Annotated in this window: 13 protein-coding genes; 5 read left to right on the plus strand and 8 right to left on the minus strand. The window is 72.6% G+C overall.

What is annotated here, in order from left to right:
- The first annotated feature begins 70 nt into the window (after positions 1-70).
- Positions 71-1,132, plus strand: a complete 1,062-nt coding sequence (locus tag ACFYTT_RS18065; protein WP_387260495.1) for a hypothetical protein — start codon at positions 71-73, stop codon at positions 1,130-1,132.
- Between the two features lie 13 nt (positions 1,133-1,145).
- Here the strand turns inward: ACFYTT_RS18065 and murD are convergent, their stop codons facing one another.
- Positions 1,146-2,495: a UDP-N-acetylmuramoyl-L-alanine--D-glutamate ligase gene (murD, locus tag ACFYTT_RS18070; RefSeq protein ID WP_387260498.1), complete on the minus strand. Its 1,350-nt coding sequence runs from the start codon at positions 2,493-2,495 to the stop codon at positions 1,146-1,148.
- Positions 2,496-2,584: 89 nt separating this feature from the next.
- On the opposite strand from murD, the gene ACFYTT_RS18075 reads away from it, so the two are divergent.
- Positions 2,585-3,940 (plus strand): hypothetical protein, encoded by a 1,356-nt coding sequence (locus ACFYTT_RS18075; protein ID WP_387260501.1) that lies wholly within the window; start codon positions 2,585-2,587, stop codon positions 3,938-3,940.
- A 251-nt stretch (positions 3,941-4,191) separates the two neighbouring features.
- On the opposite strand, the gene ACFYTT_RS18080 is transcribed toward ACFYTT_RS18075, so the two are convergent.
- Genes ACFYTT_RS18080 through ACFYTT_RS18095 form a run of 4 tightly spaced genes read right to left on the minus strand, consistent with a single transcriptional unit; the run spans position 4,192 to position 8,347 of the window.
- On the minus strand, positions 4,192-6,051 hold the full coding sequence (locus tag ACFYTT_RS18080) for a PucR family transcriptional regulator (protein WP_387260504.1): 1,860 nt from the start codon (positions 6,049-6,051) through the stop codon (positions 4,192-4,194).
- Positions 6,052-6,091: 40 nt separating this feature from the next.
- On the minus strand, positions 6,092-6,898 hold the full coding sequence (locus ACFYTT_RS18085; RefSeq protein ID WP_201272305.1) for an RNA methyltransferase: 807 nt from the start codon (positions 6,896-6,898) through the stop codon (positions 6,092-6,094).
- A 49-nt stretch (positions 6,899-6,947) separates the two neighbouring features.
- Positions 6,948-7,487 carry an RNA 2'-phosphotransferase gene (locus tag ACFYTT_RS18090; protein ID WP_387260508.1) on the minus strand — a complete coding sequence of 180 codons (540 nt, stop codon included), beginning with the start codon at positions 7,485-7,487 and terminating at the stop codon, positions 6,948-6,950.
- The gene (locus ACFYTT_RS18095; protein WP_387260510.1) at positions 7,484-8,347 is read right to left on the minus strand and encodes a LysR family transcriptional regulator; all 864 of its coding nucleotides are present in this window, start codon (positions 8,345-8,347) and stop codon (positions 7,484-7,486) included. Before ACFYTT_RS18095 ends, ACFYTT_RS18090 begins: the two co-directional genes overlap by 4 nt.
- Positions 8,348-8,417: 70 nt before the next feature.
- Between ACFYTT_RS18095 and ACFYTT_RS18100 the strand changes: the two genes are divergently transcribed.
- A complete protein-coding gene (locus tag ACFYTT_RS18100; protein ID WP_387260513.1) occupies positions 8,418-8,948 on the plus strand; it encodes a hypothetical protein in 531 nt (176 codons plus the stop codon).
- A gap of 20 nt (positions 8,949-8,968) precedes the next feature.
- On the opposite strand, the gene ACFYTT_RS18105 is transcribed toward ACFYTT_RS18100, so the two are convergent.
- A complete protein-coding gene (locus ACFYTT_RS18105) occupies positions 8,969-9,538 on the minus strand; it encodes a hypothetical protein (RefSeq protein ID WP_387260516.1) in 570 nt (189 codons plus the stop codon).
- A 244-nt stretch (positions 9,539-9,782) separates the two neighbouring features.
- Positions 9,783-10,877, minus strand: coding sequence for a glycosyltransferase (locus ACFYTT_RS18110; protein WP_357218419.1), 1,095 nt, complete (start codon positions 10,875-10,877; stop codon positions 9,783-9,785).
- Between the two features lie 142 nt (positions 10,878-11,019).
- On the opposite strand from ACFYTT_RS18110, the gene ACFYTT_RS18115 reads away from it, so the two are divergent.
- Both ACFYTT_RS18115 and ACFYTT_RS18120 read left to right on the plus strand, forming a co-directional pair.
- Positions 11,020-11,472: a hypothetical protein gene (locus ACFYTT_RS18115; RefSeq protein ID WP_131051973.1), complete on the plus strand. Its 453-nt coding sequence runs from the start codon at positions 11,020-11,022 to the stop codon at positions 11,470-11,472.
- A 258-nt stretch (positions 11,473-11,730) separates the two neighbouring features.
- On the plus strand, positions 11,731-12,915 hold the full coding sequence (locus ACFYTT_RS18120) for a Cmx/CmrA family chloramphenicol efflux MFS transporter (RefSeq protein ID WP_131051974.1): 1,185 nt from the start codon (positions 11,731-11,733) through the stop codon (positions 12,913-12,915).
- 23 nt (positions 12,916-12,938) lie between these two features.
- Here ACFYTT_RS18120 and ACFYTT_RS18125 read toward each other — a convergent pair whose 3' ends face one another.
- Positions 12,939-14,024 (minus strand): DNA glycosylase AlkZ-like family protein, encoded by a 1,086-nt coding sequence (locus tag ACFYTT_RS18125; RefSeq protein ID WP_387260518.1) that lies wholly within the window; start codon positions 14,022-14,024, stop codon positions 12,939-12,941.
- Positions 14,025-14,032: the final 8 nt, after the last annotated feature.

Consider the following 14,032-nt stretch of genomic DNA (forward strand, 5'->3'; position numbering starts at 1 on the left):
GCCCACGTCACACCGCCCCTGCGGGCCGCTCGACCGCCGTGCCGGGCCGTCGGCCGGTACGATCCGATCCGTGCCCGAGCGTCCCGTCCCACCGCCCGTGGCCGCGTCACCCCCCGCCGCCGGACCGCCGCCACCCACCGGCACACGCGATCCCGTCCCGCTGCCGTGCAGCGACCCCACCGACCCGGTCGCCGCGATCACCGACGGCATCAGCCGCTGGGTCGACAGCACGCCGATGCGGGAACTGGTCGCCGACTTCGACGGCCGATGGCCCGCCGGTGACCTCGGTGCCGTGCTGGCCGCGCTCGACGAGTTCTCCGCCGCGCACTGGGACTTCCGCGCGGGTCGGGAGCGGCCCGAGGCCCGCGAACCCGACCTCGACGCGCAGCGCCGCGCCCGGATCCTGACCGCCGCGGACACGCTCGGTCTGGTCCGTCCCCGCCCACCGGCCCGCACCCGGTACGCGCACCTGGTGGTATTGGGCGGCCTGGCCCACGCCTGCCTGCGCCGGGTGACCTACGCCGCCCACCTGCTGCGGGACCGGGTCGACGTCACCGGCGAGGTGGCCGTGCTGGGCAGCTTCCGGCCACTGTCCGAGACGGAACGCCGGACACTCGCCGACGCCGACGTGGCCGGCGGAGACACCGAGGTCGACGTGCTCGACGCGGCGGTCCGGCGCACCTTCGGGCTGCGTGGACCGGACGCCACCGACGGGGTCGACGCCGGACATCCGCACCACTCCTGGTCGTCACGGACCTACCGACCGGCCGGGCTACCGCCGGTGCGGGTGCTGGCCGCCCCGTCGAGCGAGCCGCAGCGACGACGCGCGCACACCGCCGACACGCAGCGGTTCTGGGCCGAACACGCCCGGCTCTCCCCCGGCGAGCCGGTCCTGCTGGTCACCGCACCGATCTACGTACCGTTCCAGCACTGCGACGCGCTGCGCACCCTGGCCGTGCCGTACGGCTGCGAGATCGACACCGTCGGAGTGGACCCCGCCCGGCCAGACCTGACCCGCCTGCCCGAGCCCACCCTCACCCCCGGCCGGTACCTCCAGGAGATCCGCTCGGCCATCCGTTCCATGCGTACGCTGCACACCACGCTGGTCCAGCGACCGTCCACGAGGTCCTGACCCGGTAGGGCGGTCAGACCGGGGCGGTGGCGCGGATCGCCTCGGCGAACACCTCCGAGCGGTGCTCGAAGTTGCGGAACCGACCGTAGCTGGGCGCGGCCGGGGAGAGCAGGACCACGCCACCGGCCGGTGTGACCTGCCGGGCCAACTGGACCGCGTCGGCCAGGTCCTCGACCAGTTCGGTGCGCACCTTCGGCAGCCCGTCCAACGCCTCGACGATGCGCGCTCCGCTGTCCGGGATGCCGATCACGGTCAGCTCCCGCTCGGCCAGGTGCTCGCGCAGCGGGGTGTAGTCCACGCCCCGGTCGGCACCACCGACGATCACGGTCAACGGCCGCCCGTCGTACGCGTCGATGGCGTGCATGGCCGCGTACGGGCTGGTCGCCAGCGTGTCGTCGACGAAGGTCAGGCCGGACGGGTCGACGATCTCGGTCAACCGGTGGGCCAGCCCCTGGAAGCCGGCGACGGCCACGGCCAGGGTGTCCTTACGGTCGACCAGGTCCACGCCGAGGGCGTCGAGCACGGCCAGCGCCACGCAGAGGTTGCCCTCGTTGTGCCGGCCGACCAGCGGCAGCACCGCCCGGGGGAACAGCGGCTGGTCGACCCGGTGGAACCAGGGCGTACCGTCCGGGCCGGCGGCCACGTTCACCGACTCGGCGGTGCCGGCGCGGACCGCCGCGCGGTCGCCCAACTCGACGAGCAGCCGGGGGTCGCCACCGTTGACGACCACGGTGTTCGGCCCGTACGCCAGCAGGTTGAGCTTGTCCCGGTAGTACTCCCGCTCACCGCCGTGCGCGTCGAGGTGCTCCGGGAACAGGGCGGTGACCACCGCGACCCGGGGCGAGTCGGTCAGGTCGCTGCATTGGTAGCTGGAGAGTTCCAGCACGTACAGCTCGGCCTCGGGCAGGTCCAGCGTCGGCACGCCGATGTTTCCGCCGAAGACGTTCGGCCGGTCCACCGCCGTCAGCAGGTGGTGGATCAGGCTCGACGTGGTGCTCTTGCCCTTGCTGCCGGTCACCCCGACGGTGCGCGGGCCGTGGTCGGCCATCCAGAGCGAGGTGCCCTGGGTGACGGTGGCACCCTGGCGACGCAGCTCCACCAGCCACGGGTGGGTCTGCGGCACACCCGGCGACCGGACCACCACGTCGACGGCGGCCAACCGGGCGAAGCCCTCCTCGCCGGTGACCAGCGGGGCCGCCTCCGCCAGCGGCCCCTCCCAGGGCAGCGAGAGGAAGTTGGCGCTGTCGTCGACGGCGACGAGGTCGGCCGGGCCGTGGGCGGCGATCGCGATCACCGCGGCTCGTCCCTCCCGACCCGCCCCCCAGACGGCGACGGTACGTCCGCGCAGGTCAGACAGGCGCACAGCTTCTCCTCGGGTGCGACGGCAACGGGGCACGTGCGGGGTCCGGCGGAGCCGGGCACGGCCGGACGAACCAGGGCCTAGTATGGCGTGTGCCCAATACGCAGCTGGCGCGGATGGACGCGTTCACCTTCCCGTCCTACTCGATCGATCTCTCGACCGGGGAGGCGTTGTTCGACTACGCCCTGACCGGGCCCGACGGCGAGCAACGGTTCACCGAGGTGATCACGCTTCCGGTGCCGGAGGAGTCACCGTCGGACGCCGCCGTGGCGGCGCTCGGCCGGGTGCTGGAGCTGCTGCACGTCGTGGCCGGCGTCAGCTACTACAAGGCCGCCGCGCCGGGGCAGCTGGTGCTGCCGGCGCCGCTGGGCCCGGCCGCCGCCGGGTTCGTCACCGCCGTCTACACCAAGGGCCTGGCCGAGTACGCCTACCGCAACCAGTTGCCGTACGTGCTCGACCTGTCCCCGGTGATCCCGGAGGGCCGGGTCGCCGCCGTCGGCGAGTACGACAACTCGGACCGTCGACCGCTCAGCGCGGTCGGCGGCGGCAAGGACTCGATCGTCAGCCTGGAGGCGATGCGTCGCGCCGGCCTGGACCCGGTCCCCTTCTCGGTCAACCCGAACCACGTGATCAACGCGGTGAACGCGGCCTCCGGACTCACCCCGCTGGCCGCCCGGCGACGCCTCGACCCGGTGCTGTTCGAGCTGAACGCCGCCGGCGCCCGCAACGGGCACATCCCGGTCACCGCGATCAACTCGCTGATCGCGGTCGCCACCGCCGTGCTGCACGGGCTCGGACCGGTGGTCATGTCCAACGAGCGCTCCGCCTCCGACCCGAACCTCGTCTGGAACGGCCACGAGGTCAACCACCAGTGGTCCAAGGGCGTCGAGGCCGAGGGGCTGCTCCGGGCGGCGCTGGCCGAGCACGCCGGGCTCACCGAACCGTACTTCTCCCTGCTGCGCCCGCTGTCGGAGCTGCACATCGCCCGACTGTTCGCCACCATCGACCGGTACGACGACGTGGTGACCAGCTGCAACGCGGCGTTCAAGCTGCGCGACGCCAGCGAGCGCTGGTGCCGCGACTGCCCCAAGTGCCGGTTCGTCTTCCTGGCCCTGGCACCGTTCATGTCCCGGGAGCGGATCACCCACATCTTCGGCGGTGACCTGCTCGCCGACGAGTCGCAGATCCCCGGCTACCGGGAACTGCTCGGCGTGGACGGGCACAAGCCGTTCGAGTGCGTCGGCGAGGTGGAGGAGTCGGTGGTGGCACTGAGCCTGCTCGCCCAGCAGCCGGACTGGCGGGACGCCCCGGTCGTCCGCACGCTGGTCGCCGCCGTACCGGACAGCGCGTGGGCCACGGCCGCCACCTCCGACGTCTTCACCCCCGGCGGCGGCCCCAGCTACGTCCCGCCCGCCTACACCAAGGCCCTGCACTCGCTGAGCGAGTGACGGCCGTCAGGCGAGCCGGTGCCGCACACCCCCACCGCAAGCGCCCCACCCCCACCCCGACCCCCATGCCGTGCCCGTGCCCGGCGCCGTGCCCGGCGATCATGGACTAGTGGTAGTCGATATCGACATGTAGACGGCTTTTGTTCCCGCCACGACTCCATGATCGACGCGGCGGACACGGGCGGGGCACGGTGAGGCGGGCGGGGCACGGCGAGGCGGGGGGAGCACGGTGAGGCGGGGGGCGGCGGGGGTCAGGAGGTGCGGATGGCGTCCAGGGCCAGCAGGGCGACGTGCAGGGAGAGACAGGCGTCGACGGAGTCGAGGTCGACGTCGAGGATGCGGCCGATGCGGGCCAGCCGCTCGTAGAACGCCGGCCGGGACAGGTGGGCCGCCGCAGCCGCCGCCGACTTGTTGCGGCCCTGCTCCAGGTACGCCCGCAGCGTGCCGAGCAGGTGTTCACGCGGGTGCCGGGCGTCGTACGCCAGCAGTGCCCCGAGCTCGCGTTCGACGAAGGTCTGCAGGCGCGGCTCGTCGCGCAGCAGGTGCAGCAGCCCGGCGAGCCCGACATGCGGCAACCGGAAGATCGGTAGGTCCCGGCGGTCGTTGCGGGCGGCCTCGGCGACCTGCCGGGCCTCGATCAGCGACCGGCCCGCCTCGCGCAGGCTGCTCACCCCGGAGCCGGCCGCGATGATGAGCCCGCCGGTGTCCCGGCCCGGCTCGGCGCTCTTGCCGCCACCCGCCCCCCGGCCCGGCTCGGCGCTCTTGGCTCCACCCGCCGCCCGAGCCGACTCGGCCCCCTTGCCGCCACCGGCACCTCGGCCCGGTTCGGCTCCCTTCCCGCCTCCGACAGCCCGGGTGGCAGCCGGATCGGACGGTCTCGACTCGGGGCGGGTCCGGCGCAGCGCGGCGGCGAAGGAGGCAAGCGCCCGCTCTTCCGCCGCCGGGTCCGGCAGGGCCAGCAGCGCCCCCACCGCCTGGTCGTCCACGGCACTGGTCAGGCCGGTCAGGTTTGCCTCCCGCACCGCCTGGCCCACCGCCTCGGCCAGGTCCCGCAGCCGGGCCGGGCCGGGCTCGTCGCCGTCACCGGTCCCGGTCGAGCCGCTGTCCGGCTCGTCGGCCCGATGCCGGACCACCACCCCGACCAGGTGCCGGCGTTCCAGGACCAGCCCGAGGCCCCGAGCTCGCAGGGCCACCTCGTCCACCGGCCGCGAGCGGTCCAGCAACGCGGTGAGCAGGGTGCGGTGGATCTGCCGTTCCAGTCCCTCGGCGTCCCGCCGGATCAGCCGGCCCAGCGCCAGCGTCGACGCGGCCCGCTCGACCAGGATGGTCAGCCGGGTGGGCGGCGAGATCGCGCCGGTCACCGCGTCCCGCGCCGAGTTCCACTCGCCGCCGCCCGGCCAGCGCAGCAGCAGCCGACCCCAGTCCTCGCCCCGGGCGCCGACCATGGTCACCAGCCAGCCGCTGTCCGGGTCGTAGACCGTACGCCCGGCCGGCCGGATCCGCCGCGAGTGCTGCTCCCACCGGTCGAGCAGCAGTTCGGCGTTCTCCCGCGCCGGGTCGTACGCGAGCACCTGCCGGGAGAGGTTCTCCAACACCACCGGGCAGCCGGACAGCTCAGCGGCCTGCCGGACCACCTCGCCCGGGTCGGCGCCCTCCACCGACAGCTCGGTGAACCGCTGGTGGATCTCCTCCGCCGCCCGCAACTCGGTGAGCTGCGCGTCCACGATGAGTGCGTGCACCGCCTCGGTGACCCGGACGAACGGGGTGGCCCGGCGCAGCTCCACCAACGGCATTCCGGCCCGTTCGGCGGCGGCGGCCATGACCCGGGGCACCCCGGTGTGGTACCGGCGCCCCAGCTCCACCACCAGCCCGGAGACGCCGACCCCGGCGAGATCCCCGATGAAGGCGCGCAGCCCGGCGTCCTCGCCGGGCAGTCCGATGCCGGTGGTCAGCACCAGTTCGCCACCCCGCAGCAGGGTGGCGATGTCCGGCACCTCGGCCACGTGCACCCAGCGCACCGGCCGGTCCAGCCCCGCCTCCCCGGCGACCAGGCGCGGCGCACCGTGGCGGACCGGGTCCAGCGCGAGGACCTCACGGACGGTAGGGAACACGGGCGAAACGGTACCCGCAGGTCGGCCCGAACCTCGACGGTCAGGCGTCGTCGCGGCCCAACTCCCAGCAGGCCACGGCGGTGGCGGCGGCCACGTTGAGCGAGTCCACGCCGCGCCGCATCGGGATCACCACCCGTACGTCGCTGGCCGCCATCGCATCCGACGTCAACCCGGCCCCCTCCGCCCCGAGCAGCAACGCGGCGCGGGCCCGTTGTTCCGGCGTGAGCCGCTGGATCGGCACCGCGTCCGGGGCCGGCGTCATCGCCAGCACGGTGAACCCGGCCGACCGCACCTCGTCCAGCGCCGCCGGCCAGGGCTCCAGCTTCGCGTACGGCACGGCGAAGACCTCCCCCATGCTGACCCGGACGCTGCGCCGGTAGAGCGGGTCGGCGCAGGACGGCGAGAGCAGCACCGCGTCCACCCCGAGCGCGGCGACCGCCCGGAAGATCGCCCCGAGATTCGTATGGTTGTTCACGTCCTCCAGGATCACCACCCGGCGGGCGGTCGCGAGCACCTCGGCCGCGCTCGGCAACGGCGTACGCCGGAACGACGCGAGGACCCCCCGGTGCACGTGGAACCCGGTGGCCTCACGCAGCACGTCCTGGCTGGCGGCGTAGACCGGGGCGTCTCCGGTGTCCAGGTCGGCGAGTTGGTCGACCCGCTTGGCGTCGACCAGGTACGACCGGGCCGGGTACCCGGCCCGCAACGCCCGGCGCAGCACCAGCTCACCCTCGGCGATGAACAGGCCGTGCGGGGGCTCCCAGCGGGTCCGCAGCTCGACGTCGGTCAGCGCACGGTAGTCGCCGATCCGCTCGTCGTCCGGGTCGGTGATCAGGTGGACGGGCACCCGCCGATTCTGCCGGACCCGTCACGGTCCTCCGCACCGGCGTACCGCGTCATCCGACGACGGTGATCCGGTCGGGTGGGACGTGGGTGGTGAGCCAGACGCCGCTGGCGGCCCGGTGGAACACGTTGCCGGCCGCATGCATGCCGGCGGCGTCGACGGTGAGGACGATCGGCTCGCCGCGCCGGGCACCGACCGTCGCGGCGGTCTGCCGGTCTGCGGAGAGGTGCACGTGGGTACGGCCGCGCGGCCGGAGGCCGTCGGCGCGGATGCCGGGCAGGAAGCGGGCGACGGTGCCGTGGTAGAGCAGCGGCGGAGGCGGTTCCGGTGCCAGGCACAGGTCGACCGGGACGGTGTGGCCCTGGGCGGCGCGGATCCGCCCGTCACGGATCTCGAACCGCTGTTTGTCGGTGTCGCCGGTCAGCCGGGCCAGCAACGCACCGTTGATCGGCCGACCGTGGTGGGCCAACGCGGCGAGCAGCACGTCCACCTCCACCCATCCGGCGGAGTCGAGCGTGATCCCGATGGCGGCCGGCTGGTGACGCAGTACGTACGCCAGGAACTTGCTGGTCGCGGTGGTGCGGTCGGTCACGGTCGTGCCCCGAGTAGGTCGAGCAGGTCCCGTACGACCGGCTCGCGTTGCGGGCGCCAGGCCGCCCAGTAGCGGATCGTCGGCAGGCCGTGCACGGGTACGGCGCGCAGACCGTCGGGGAGTTCCACGCACCCGTTGACGACGGTGGCACCGACACCGAGCGCGGCCAGGTGCACGAGCAGGTCCCAGCCGTCGACCTCGGCGGCGACCTGCCAGGTGACGTCCGCGTCGAGTAGCGCACGGTCCAGCGCCCGCCGGTGCGCGCGCCCGGCCGGGGGTACGACGAGGTCCAGCCCGTCGAGGTCACGGAGTCGGACCTGCCGCCGCTCGGCCAGCGGGTGTCCGTCGTCGATCACGAGCACCTGCCGGTACGCGGCGATCTGCGTCGACTCGTACTGCCGTCCCGGTGGATCGTGCGCGACCACGGCGAGGTCGGCGCGACCGGCGGAGATCGCGGCGAGGGCGGCGTCCCGGTCCGCGGTGATCACGTGCACCCGGCGGCCCTGGCGGCCGATCCACCGGATCGGCTCGGCGATCACCCAGCGCAGCGCGCCGCGACCGGCCGCGATGGTCATGGTGGGCGCCGCGTCCTGGTGCAGTTCCCGCAGGAACTCGTCGGTGCGGTGACGGGTGTCCAGCGCGTACGCGGCGAGGCGTTCCCCGGCGGCGGTCAAGGTCAGCCGCCGGCCGTCCCGCTCGTAGAGGTCCACGCCGAGTGCGGCGGCCAGTTTGCGGATCTTCACGTGCAGCGAGGGCTGGCTGATGTGCAGCGCCGCAGCGGCGGCGGTGAAGTTGCGGTGCTCGGCGAAGACCGCGAACGACCGCAGTGCGTCGGCTTCCAGCAGGTCCCGCCCATTCATAGCATGCGACTATAGAACAGTCGCCGATCGATAGTTCTGCCCTGGTTCTCCGGCCCCCATCCTGGGTGGCATGAACGATCATGTGCCCCGGCTCGGCATCGACATCGGCCGAGTCGTCATCGACGGATCCCGCCATCCCGGCGGTGGTGACACCGCCTTCTTCACCGGCGACGAGGCCACCATGCTGGCCACCCCGGAGGTGCCCGGCGCCCTCGACACGATCGCCCGCCTCGTCCCCCGCTTCGGCGGCCGGGTCTGGCTGGTCTCCAAGTGCGGCCCGCGCGTCCAGGCCCGTACGCTGCGCTGGCTCGACGCCCACGACTTCTACCGGCACACCGGGATCGGCCGCGACCGGGTCCGGTTCTGTCGCGCCCGCGCCGACAAACGCGGGCACTGCCTCGACCTCGGCCTCACCCACTTCGTGGACGACCACCCCGAGGTGCACTCCGCCATCCGGGGCGCCGTCGCCCACCAGTACTTCTTCGGGCCGCAGCGCCGCCCGGTCCCCGGCTACGGGCACGCCACCCCCACCTGGGCCGACGTCGAACGCCTCGCCCTCCGGTCACTGCGGCGGGAGCACCCCATGACGGGACCGAGGTGACCGCCACGCCCCTCGGTCGGCTACAACACCCGTAACGAGTGCACCAGAAGCAGCGGCACCCTGGTAGGGCCCACCAACGACTGGTACGTGTACGCCTTCAGCACCGTCACCTTCGCCTGGAACTCGTCGTCCGCAGCGATGTCGCCGAGCACCTTCGGATCGCCGTACAGCAGCGTGTTCGTGTCGTAGCCACCGTCGTCGGTCGTTCTCCGCGCGCCCACCAGCGCACGGAACCTGTCCTTACCGGTGGCATCGTCGAACTGGGTGATCTGGCCGTACACGACCAACGTCCGGCCGCTGTGATCGTCCGGCCGCTCGGCCACCCGTTTCCACTGCCCCTCGGTGATCGTCTCGAAGGTGTCGGGCAGGGCGGGCGCGGCACCTGAGGACGGCGGTGTGGTCGTCGGCGCGGCGGTGGACGCCTGCGGCGTCGTCGGGCTCGCGGCGCTCTCCGCGACCTGGTTTGACCGGAAGGTGTACAGCAGCACGCCGCCCACGCCGATCCCGCAGCAGAGGAGCAGCAGACACACGACAGCCCCGACGATCCACACCACCACGTTCTGGTTCTTGCGGCGCGTCGGCGGCGGCATGCGGGGGTACGCTGCCGCCGGCCCTGGAACGGTGAAGGGATGCGACGGCAGGCCGCCCGCCTCGTCGGGGTGCCGGGGGTACGCCACGGTGGCCTCCCGTTGTCGGCCGGTGTGCTGGACGGTGGTCGGCGGCCCGCTCGCTGTCTCCCCTGCCGCCCGGGCCGGCTACGTCGAACCCACGCGACAGTCCATAACAGATTGTGAGCCGTCAGCGGACCCGAATCCATAGACGGTCCGGGATCTGTCAGCCACCGGCGACCTCTTCCAGCACGGGGACCACTGCGGTCGGCGCGGGCATTGCGGCGATCTCCGCCGCGACCTGCTGTGCGGCGACGCGCAGTGCCTCGTCGGTCAGCAGCCGGGTCAGGTCGGCCGCGCTGATCACCTTCGCCTCGACGGCCAGGCCGGCACCTCGCCGGGCCAGCAGGTCGGCGTTGTATCTGCGATCGCCCGCTCCGGGGGTGGTCAGTTGCGGTACGCCCGCAGCCAGGCCGCCGAGCACGCTGCCCGCGCCGGAGTGGTGGACGAAGCCCGCCGCCGTCGGCAGCACCCGGTCGAGGGGTACGCGGTCGGCTGTCCGCACGTTGGGCGGCAGGTGGCGCGTGCTCACCGGGCGTACAAGCACGAACTCGGCGTCGACCTGTGCGGCCACCCTGACGATCGCTGGGCCGGGGTCACCGTCGTTCGGGCCTTTCAGGGTGCTGCGGCTGACCAGGATGCGGGGCCGGTCGCCGGAGGTGAGCAGCCAGTCCGGAACCGGACCACCGCCCGAGAAGGGAACCGGCCGCATCATGACCACCTTCCCGGTCGGGGCGTCGCGGAGGCTCGGCGGCGTGACGGCGATGGTCAGATCGGGGCCGGGGATCTCCTGCTTGGCCAGCGCCGTACTGGTGGTCACCGCCCGAAACAGGTCGGTGGCCGACCAGAGGGTGTTCTCCTGGAGCACCGACGGGATGGAGAGTCGTCCGGCCACGATGGCACCGGCCTCGCCCAGCGGCTCGTAGACGATCAGGTCAGGGCGTTCCCGCTCGGCCAGGGCCAACAGCGGGTCGACCAGTGCCACGTTGGCACGACCGAAGAGTTCGCCGACCATGGCGTGGCCGGCCGTGCCGCGCAGCTCGGCGCGAGCGATGCCCGGATGGCGTAGCGCGACCCGGATCGCGCTTCGCGGCAGGCTGAAGGAGGCTCCGATGTCGGCCGTGCGCAGGCCGCGGAGATCGGGTGGGAAGCCCCCACTCGCCACGATCACGTCGTGGCCGGCGTCGCGACAGGCCGCCGCGAGCGGGATCAGTGGCAGGACGTGGCCCTGCAGTGGCGCGGCGACGAACACGATGCGCATGAGCCGCAGCATAGAAGCTGCCGCACCGGCCCGACGTCGACCTCGTCGTGCGGTCGCTTCGGCGATCGTGTCGCACCCTGAGGCCATCATGTGGCCGGGGTGACCGCTGCGGCTCACCCGTGGACGCGAGAGGACCCGCCGGATGGACGCCGGACCACCGAGCCGCCTGGCCATCGACCATGACGACTACCACGCCGAGCACGTGGGGCACACCGGCGACGGCCGGCAGTTCTTCCTCACCACTCCGTTCGAGCCGGGCACCCACGGCAACGATGACGGCCAGGAGTTCGTCGCCCTCTATCTCTTCGACGGCGACGGGCGGTTCCTGGAGGCGAGGATCGACGCCTTCGGCCCGAGGGCGCTGATGGACCGCGAGGCGCGGCGGGCGGCGTACGAGGCACGGTTGGCCGCGCTCGGCCCGGTCACCTTCGGCCGCATCGAGGTCGCGCCCTTCTCGGTCGACCGGTACGGCACCACCTTCGGGCTGATCCCCCGGGCGCCGGAGCAGGACGACGACACCTGGTGGGTAACCGTCGAGCCGGGCGACTACATGGCGTTCAGCCCGCCGTGGGACCTCGGCGAGTACGACACGTAGCTGGGCACGAGGATGACGACGCTGGCCCCCGAAATACGGTTGCATGACGACCGGTGGTGGTGAGTAGGGTGCGGGCATGTCGAGCCCTGAGGCATCCACGGTGGGGGCTTTCGGTCACGCCGTCAGCTCCCTGAACCGTTGAGTTCGTAGTTCGCTTCCCAGCGGTCTTCGCCGCACGGGAAAGGTCTGCGCACGCCCTGGGCGCTGGCTGCGGTGACGAGACGTCTCTACTCCTTCTCGCTCACCTCGGAGCCCTCGATGCCTCTCCCGCTCTACCTGCTTGCCGTGGCGGTCTTCGCCATGGGCACCTCGGAGTTCATGCTCGCCGGTCTGGTGCCGGACGTCGCCGCGAGTCTCCACGTGTCGGTCGGCGCCGCCGGGCTTCTGACCTCGGCGTTCGCTGTCGGGATGATCGTCGGCGCGCCGCTGATGGCGGTGGTCGCGCGTCGCTGGCCGGCCCGGGCCAGCCTGCTGACCTTCGTGCTGCTCTTCGCCGTGACCCACGTCGTGGGCGCGCTCACCGCGAGTTTCGCGGTTCTGCTGGTCACCCGCGTGCTCGCCGCTCTGGCCAACGCGGGCTTCCTGGCCGTGGCACTGAGCACGGTCGCCGCGTACGTCGCGCCCGATCAGTTGGGGCGTGCCCTGTCGGTGCTGCTTTCGGGTACGACGGTGGCGACCATCGCCGGAGTTCCCGGCGGTGCGCTGCTCGGCACGTTACTCGGCTGGCGTGCGACCTTCTGGACGATCGCACTGCTCTGCCTTCCCGCCGCCGTCGGCGTCATCAAAGGCATCCCGTCCGATGCGGGGAAGACACCTCGGGGCACTCAGGCGGGCTCATCCCTTCGGGACGAGATCGCCCAGCTCGCAATGCCGAGGCTGCTTCTGGTCATGCTGCTCGGTGCCCTGGTCAACGCCGCCACCTTCGCCACGTTCACCTTCCTGGCACCGATCGTGACCGACACCGCCGGCTTCGGCGAGCTGTGGGTCCCGGTCGTACTGGTGCTGTTCGGGGTCGGGTCCTTCGTCGGCGTCAACCTGGCAGGACGGCTCTCCGACCAGCACCCCGGCATCGTGATCGCAGGTGGTGGCCCGTTGTTGATGCTCGGCTGGGTCGCGTTGGCGGTCCTGGCCGCCCAGCCCGCAGCACTCCTGCTCCTCGCGTTCGTGCAGGGCACGCTCTCCTTCGCGGTGGGCAGCACCCTGATCACCCGGGTGCTCTACGAGGCGGCAGGCGCACCCACCATGGGAGGGTCGTACGCGACCGCGGCGCTCAACATCGGTGCTGCCGGCGGGCCTGTCCTCGCCGCAGCGACCCTGAGGGCCGATGCTGGCGACCTCGGCCCGGTGTGGGTCAGCGGCCTCCTGGTCGCGGTCGCACTGCTCATCGCCCTACCGCTGCGGCGATTCGTCGCGCCCCGCCTCGGTCAGGTGACCTCCCAATGACCCACACGAACACCCGACCGCGTCTAGGGCCGGCTGACGGTGAGTCCGAGCCACGCGGCGAGGCTCTCGATCTCGGCGTGGACATCGGCGGTCATCGCGGCGGTGAAGGGGACGTCCTCGTGGACGGCGTTGACCACGAGTCGGCCGCTCTTGCGGTCGGCGGTCGCGTCCAGCTTGCCGACGAGCCGGTCGTGATGGAGGACGGGCAGGGCGAAGTAGCCCCACCGGCGCTTCTCCCTGGGCTTGTACATCTCCAGGATGTACTCGAAGTCGAAGAGCTGCTCGGTGCGTACCCGGTCGTGGATCAGCCGGTCGAAGGGGGAGAGCAACGCCGTACGCCCCTCGAAGGGCAGCCCGACGTACGCCGGGTCGACCCGCCAGGTGCCGGGTACGCCCTCGACGACGGCCTCCTCTCCCACGTCACCGACGTACGGCGGCTCACCCGGGATCTGTGGTCCGGTGGACCGGGCGATGCCGAGGGCCGCGAGTCGGCGCTCGTTGCGGAGCCGGACGGCGTGACCGTGATCGAGTTCGGGCAGCTCGACGGCGTAGACCCGGGCGGGGAGATCCCAGTAGCGCTGCCGTCCCTTCCGACCGGAGATCGCGATGTGTCCGTGCAGCGCCAGGGCTTCGAGCATCTTCGTCACGTTGCGGTTGTTGGTCCACCCCGACGACGGCCACGGCACGACGCTGGTGTCGGGGATGTCCCGGGACAGCAGCGGACCCGACTCCGCCAGCAACGCCAGGATGTCGCGGCGGAACGGCTCGTTGCCGTGCAGCCACTCCCCGATGGTCGGGTGCATCTCGGCACCGCGTGTCTCGGCGATCACGGCGGGCAGGTCGCGGGGCGAGCGGATGTAGGCGACCGTCTCCACGAGGGTCCGATCGGTCTCGACGGCCCGGATCAGGTCGGCAGGGTCGTAGGTGGAGCCGATCCGGCTCCACAGCACCAGGTCCGCACTCGGCGCGACGGCCGCCGTCGGGTCGATCTGGAGGAACGTCAGGCGCTCGACGACCGCCACCAGATCGGTCGGGCGCGGTGCCGCGAGCAGTTGCGCGTGCACCGCGATCCGCCGTGCCTCACCTCTGCTCAACCGGTGCACGACCACGTGCCGAC

Source organism: Micromonospora sp. NPDC003816 (assembly GCF_042874705.1).
Lineage (GTDB): Bacteria > Actinomycetota > Actinomycetes > Mycobacteriales > Micromonosporaceae > Micromonospora.

What these genes read in the sequence shown, in the direction of transcription:
- ACFYTT_RS18095 (WP_387260510.1), bottom strand. Translation starts at nt 8,347, where the DNA reads ATGAATGGGCGGGACCTGCTGGAAGCCGACGCACTGCGGTCGTTCGCG.
- ACFYTT_RS18100 (WP_387260513.1), top strand. Translation starts at nt 8,418, where the DNA reads ATGAACGATCATGTGCCCCGGCTCGGCATCGACATCGGCCGAGTCGTC.
- ACFYTT_RS18105 (WP_387260516.1), bottom strand. Translation starts at nt 9,538, where the DNA reads ATGCCGCCGCCGACGCGCCGCAAGAACCAGAACGTGGTGGTGTGGATC.
- ACFYTT_RS18110 (WP_357218419.1), bottom strand. Translation starts at nt 10,877, where the DNA reads ATGCGCATCGTGTTCGTCGCCGCGCCACTGCAGGGCCACGTCCTGCCA.
- ACFYTT_RS18115 (WP_131051973.1), top strand. Translation starts at nt 11,020, where the DNA reads ATGGACGCCGGACCACCGAGCCGCCTGGCCATCGACCATGACGACTAC.
- ACFYTT_RS18120 (WP_131051974.1), top strand. Translation starts at nt 11,731, where the DNA reads ATGCCTCTCCCGCTCTACCTGCTTGCCGTGGCGGTCTTCGCCATGGGC.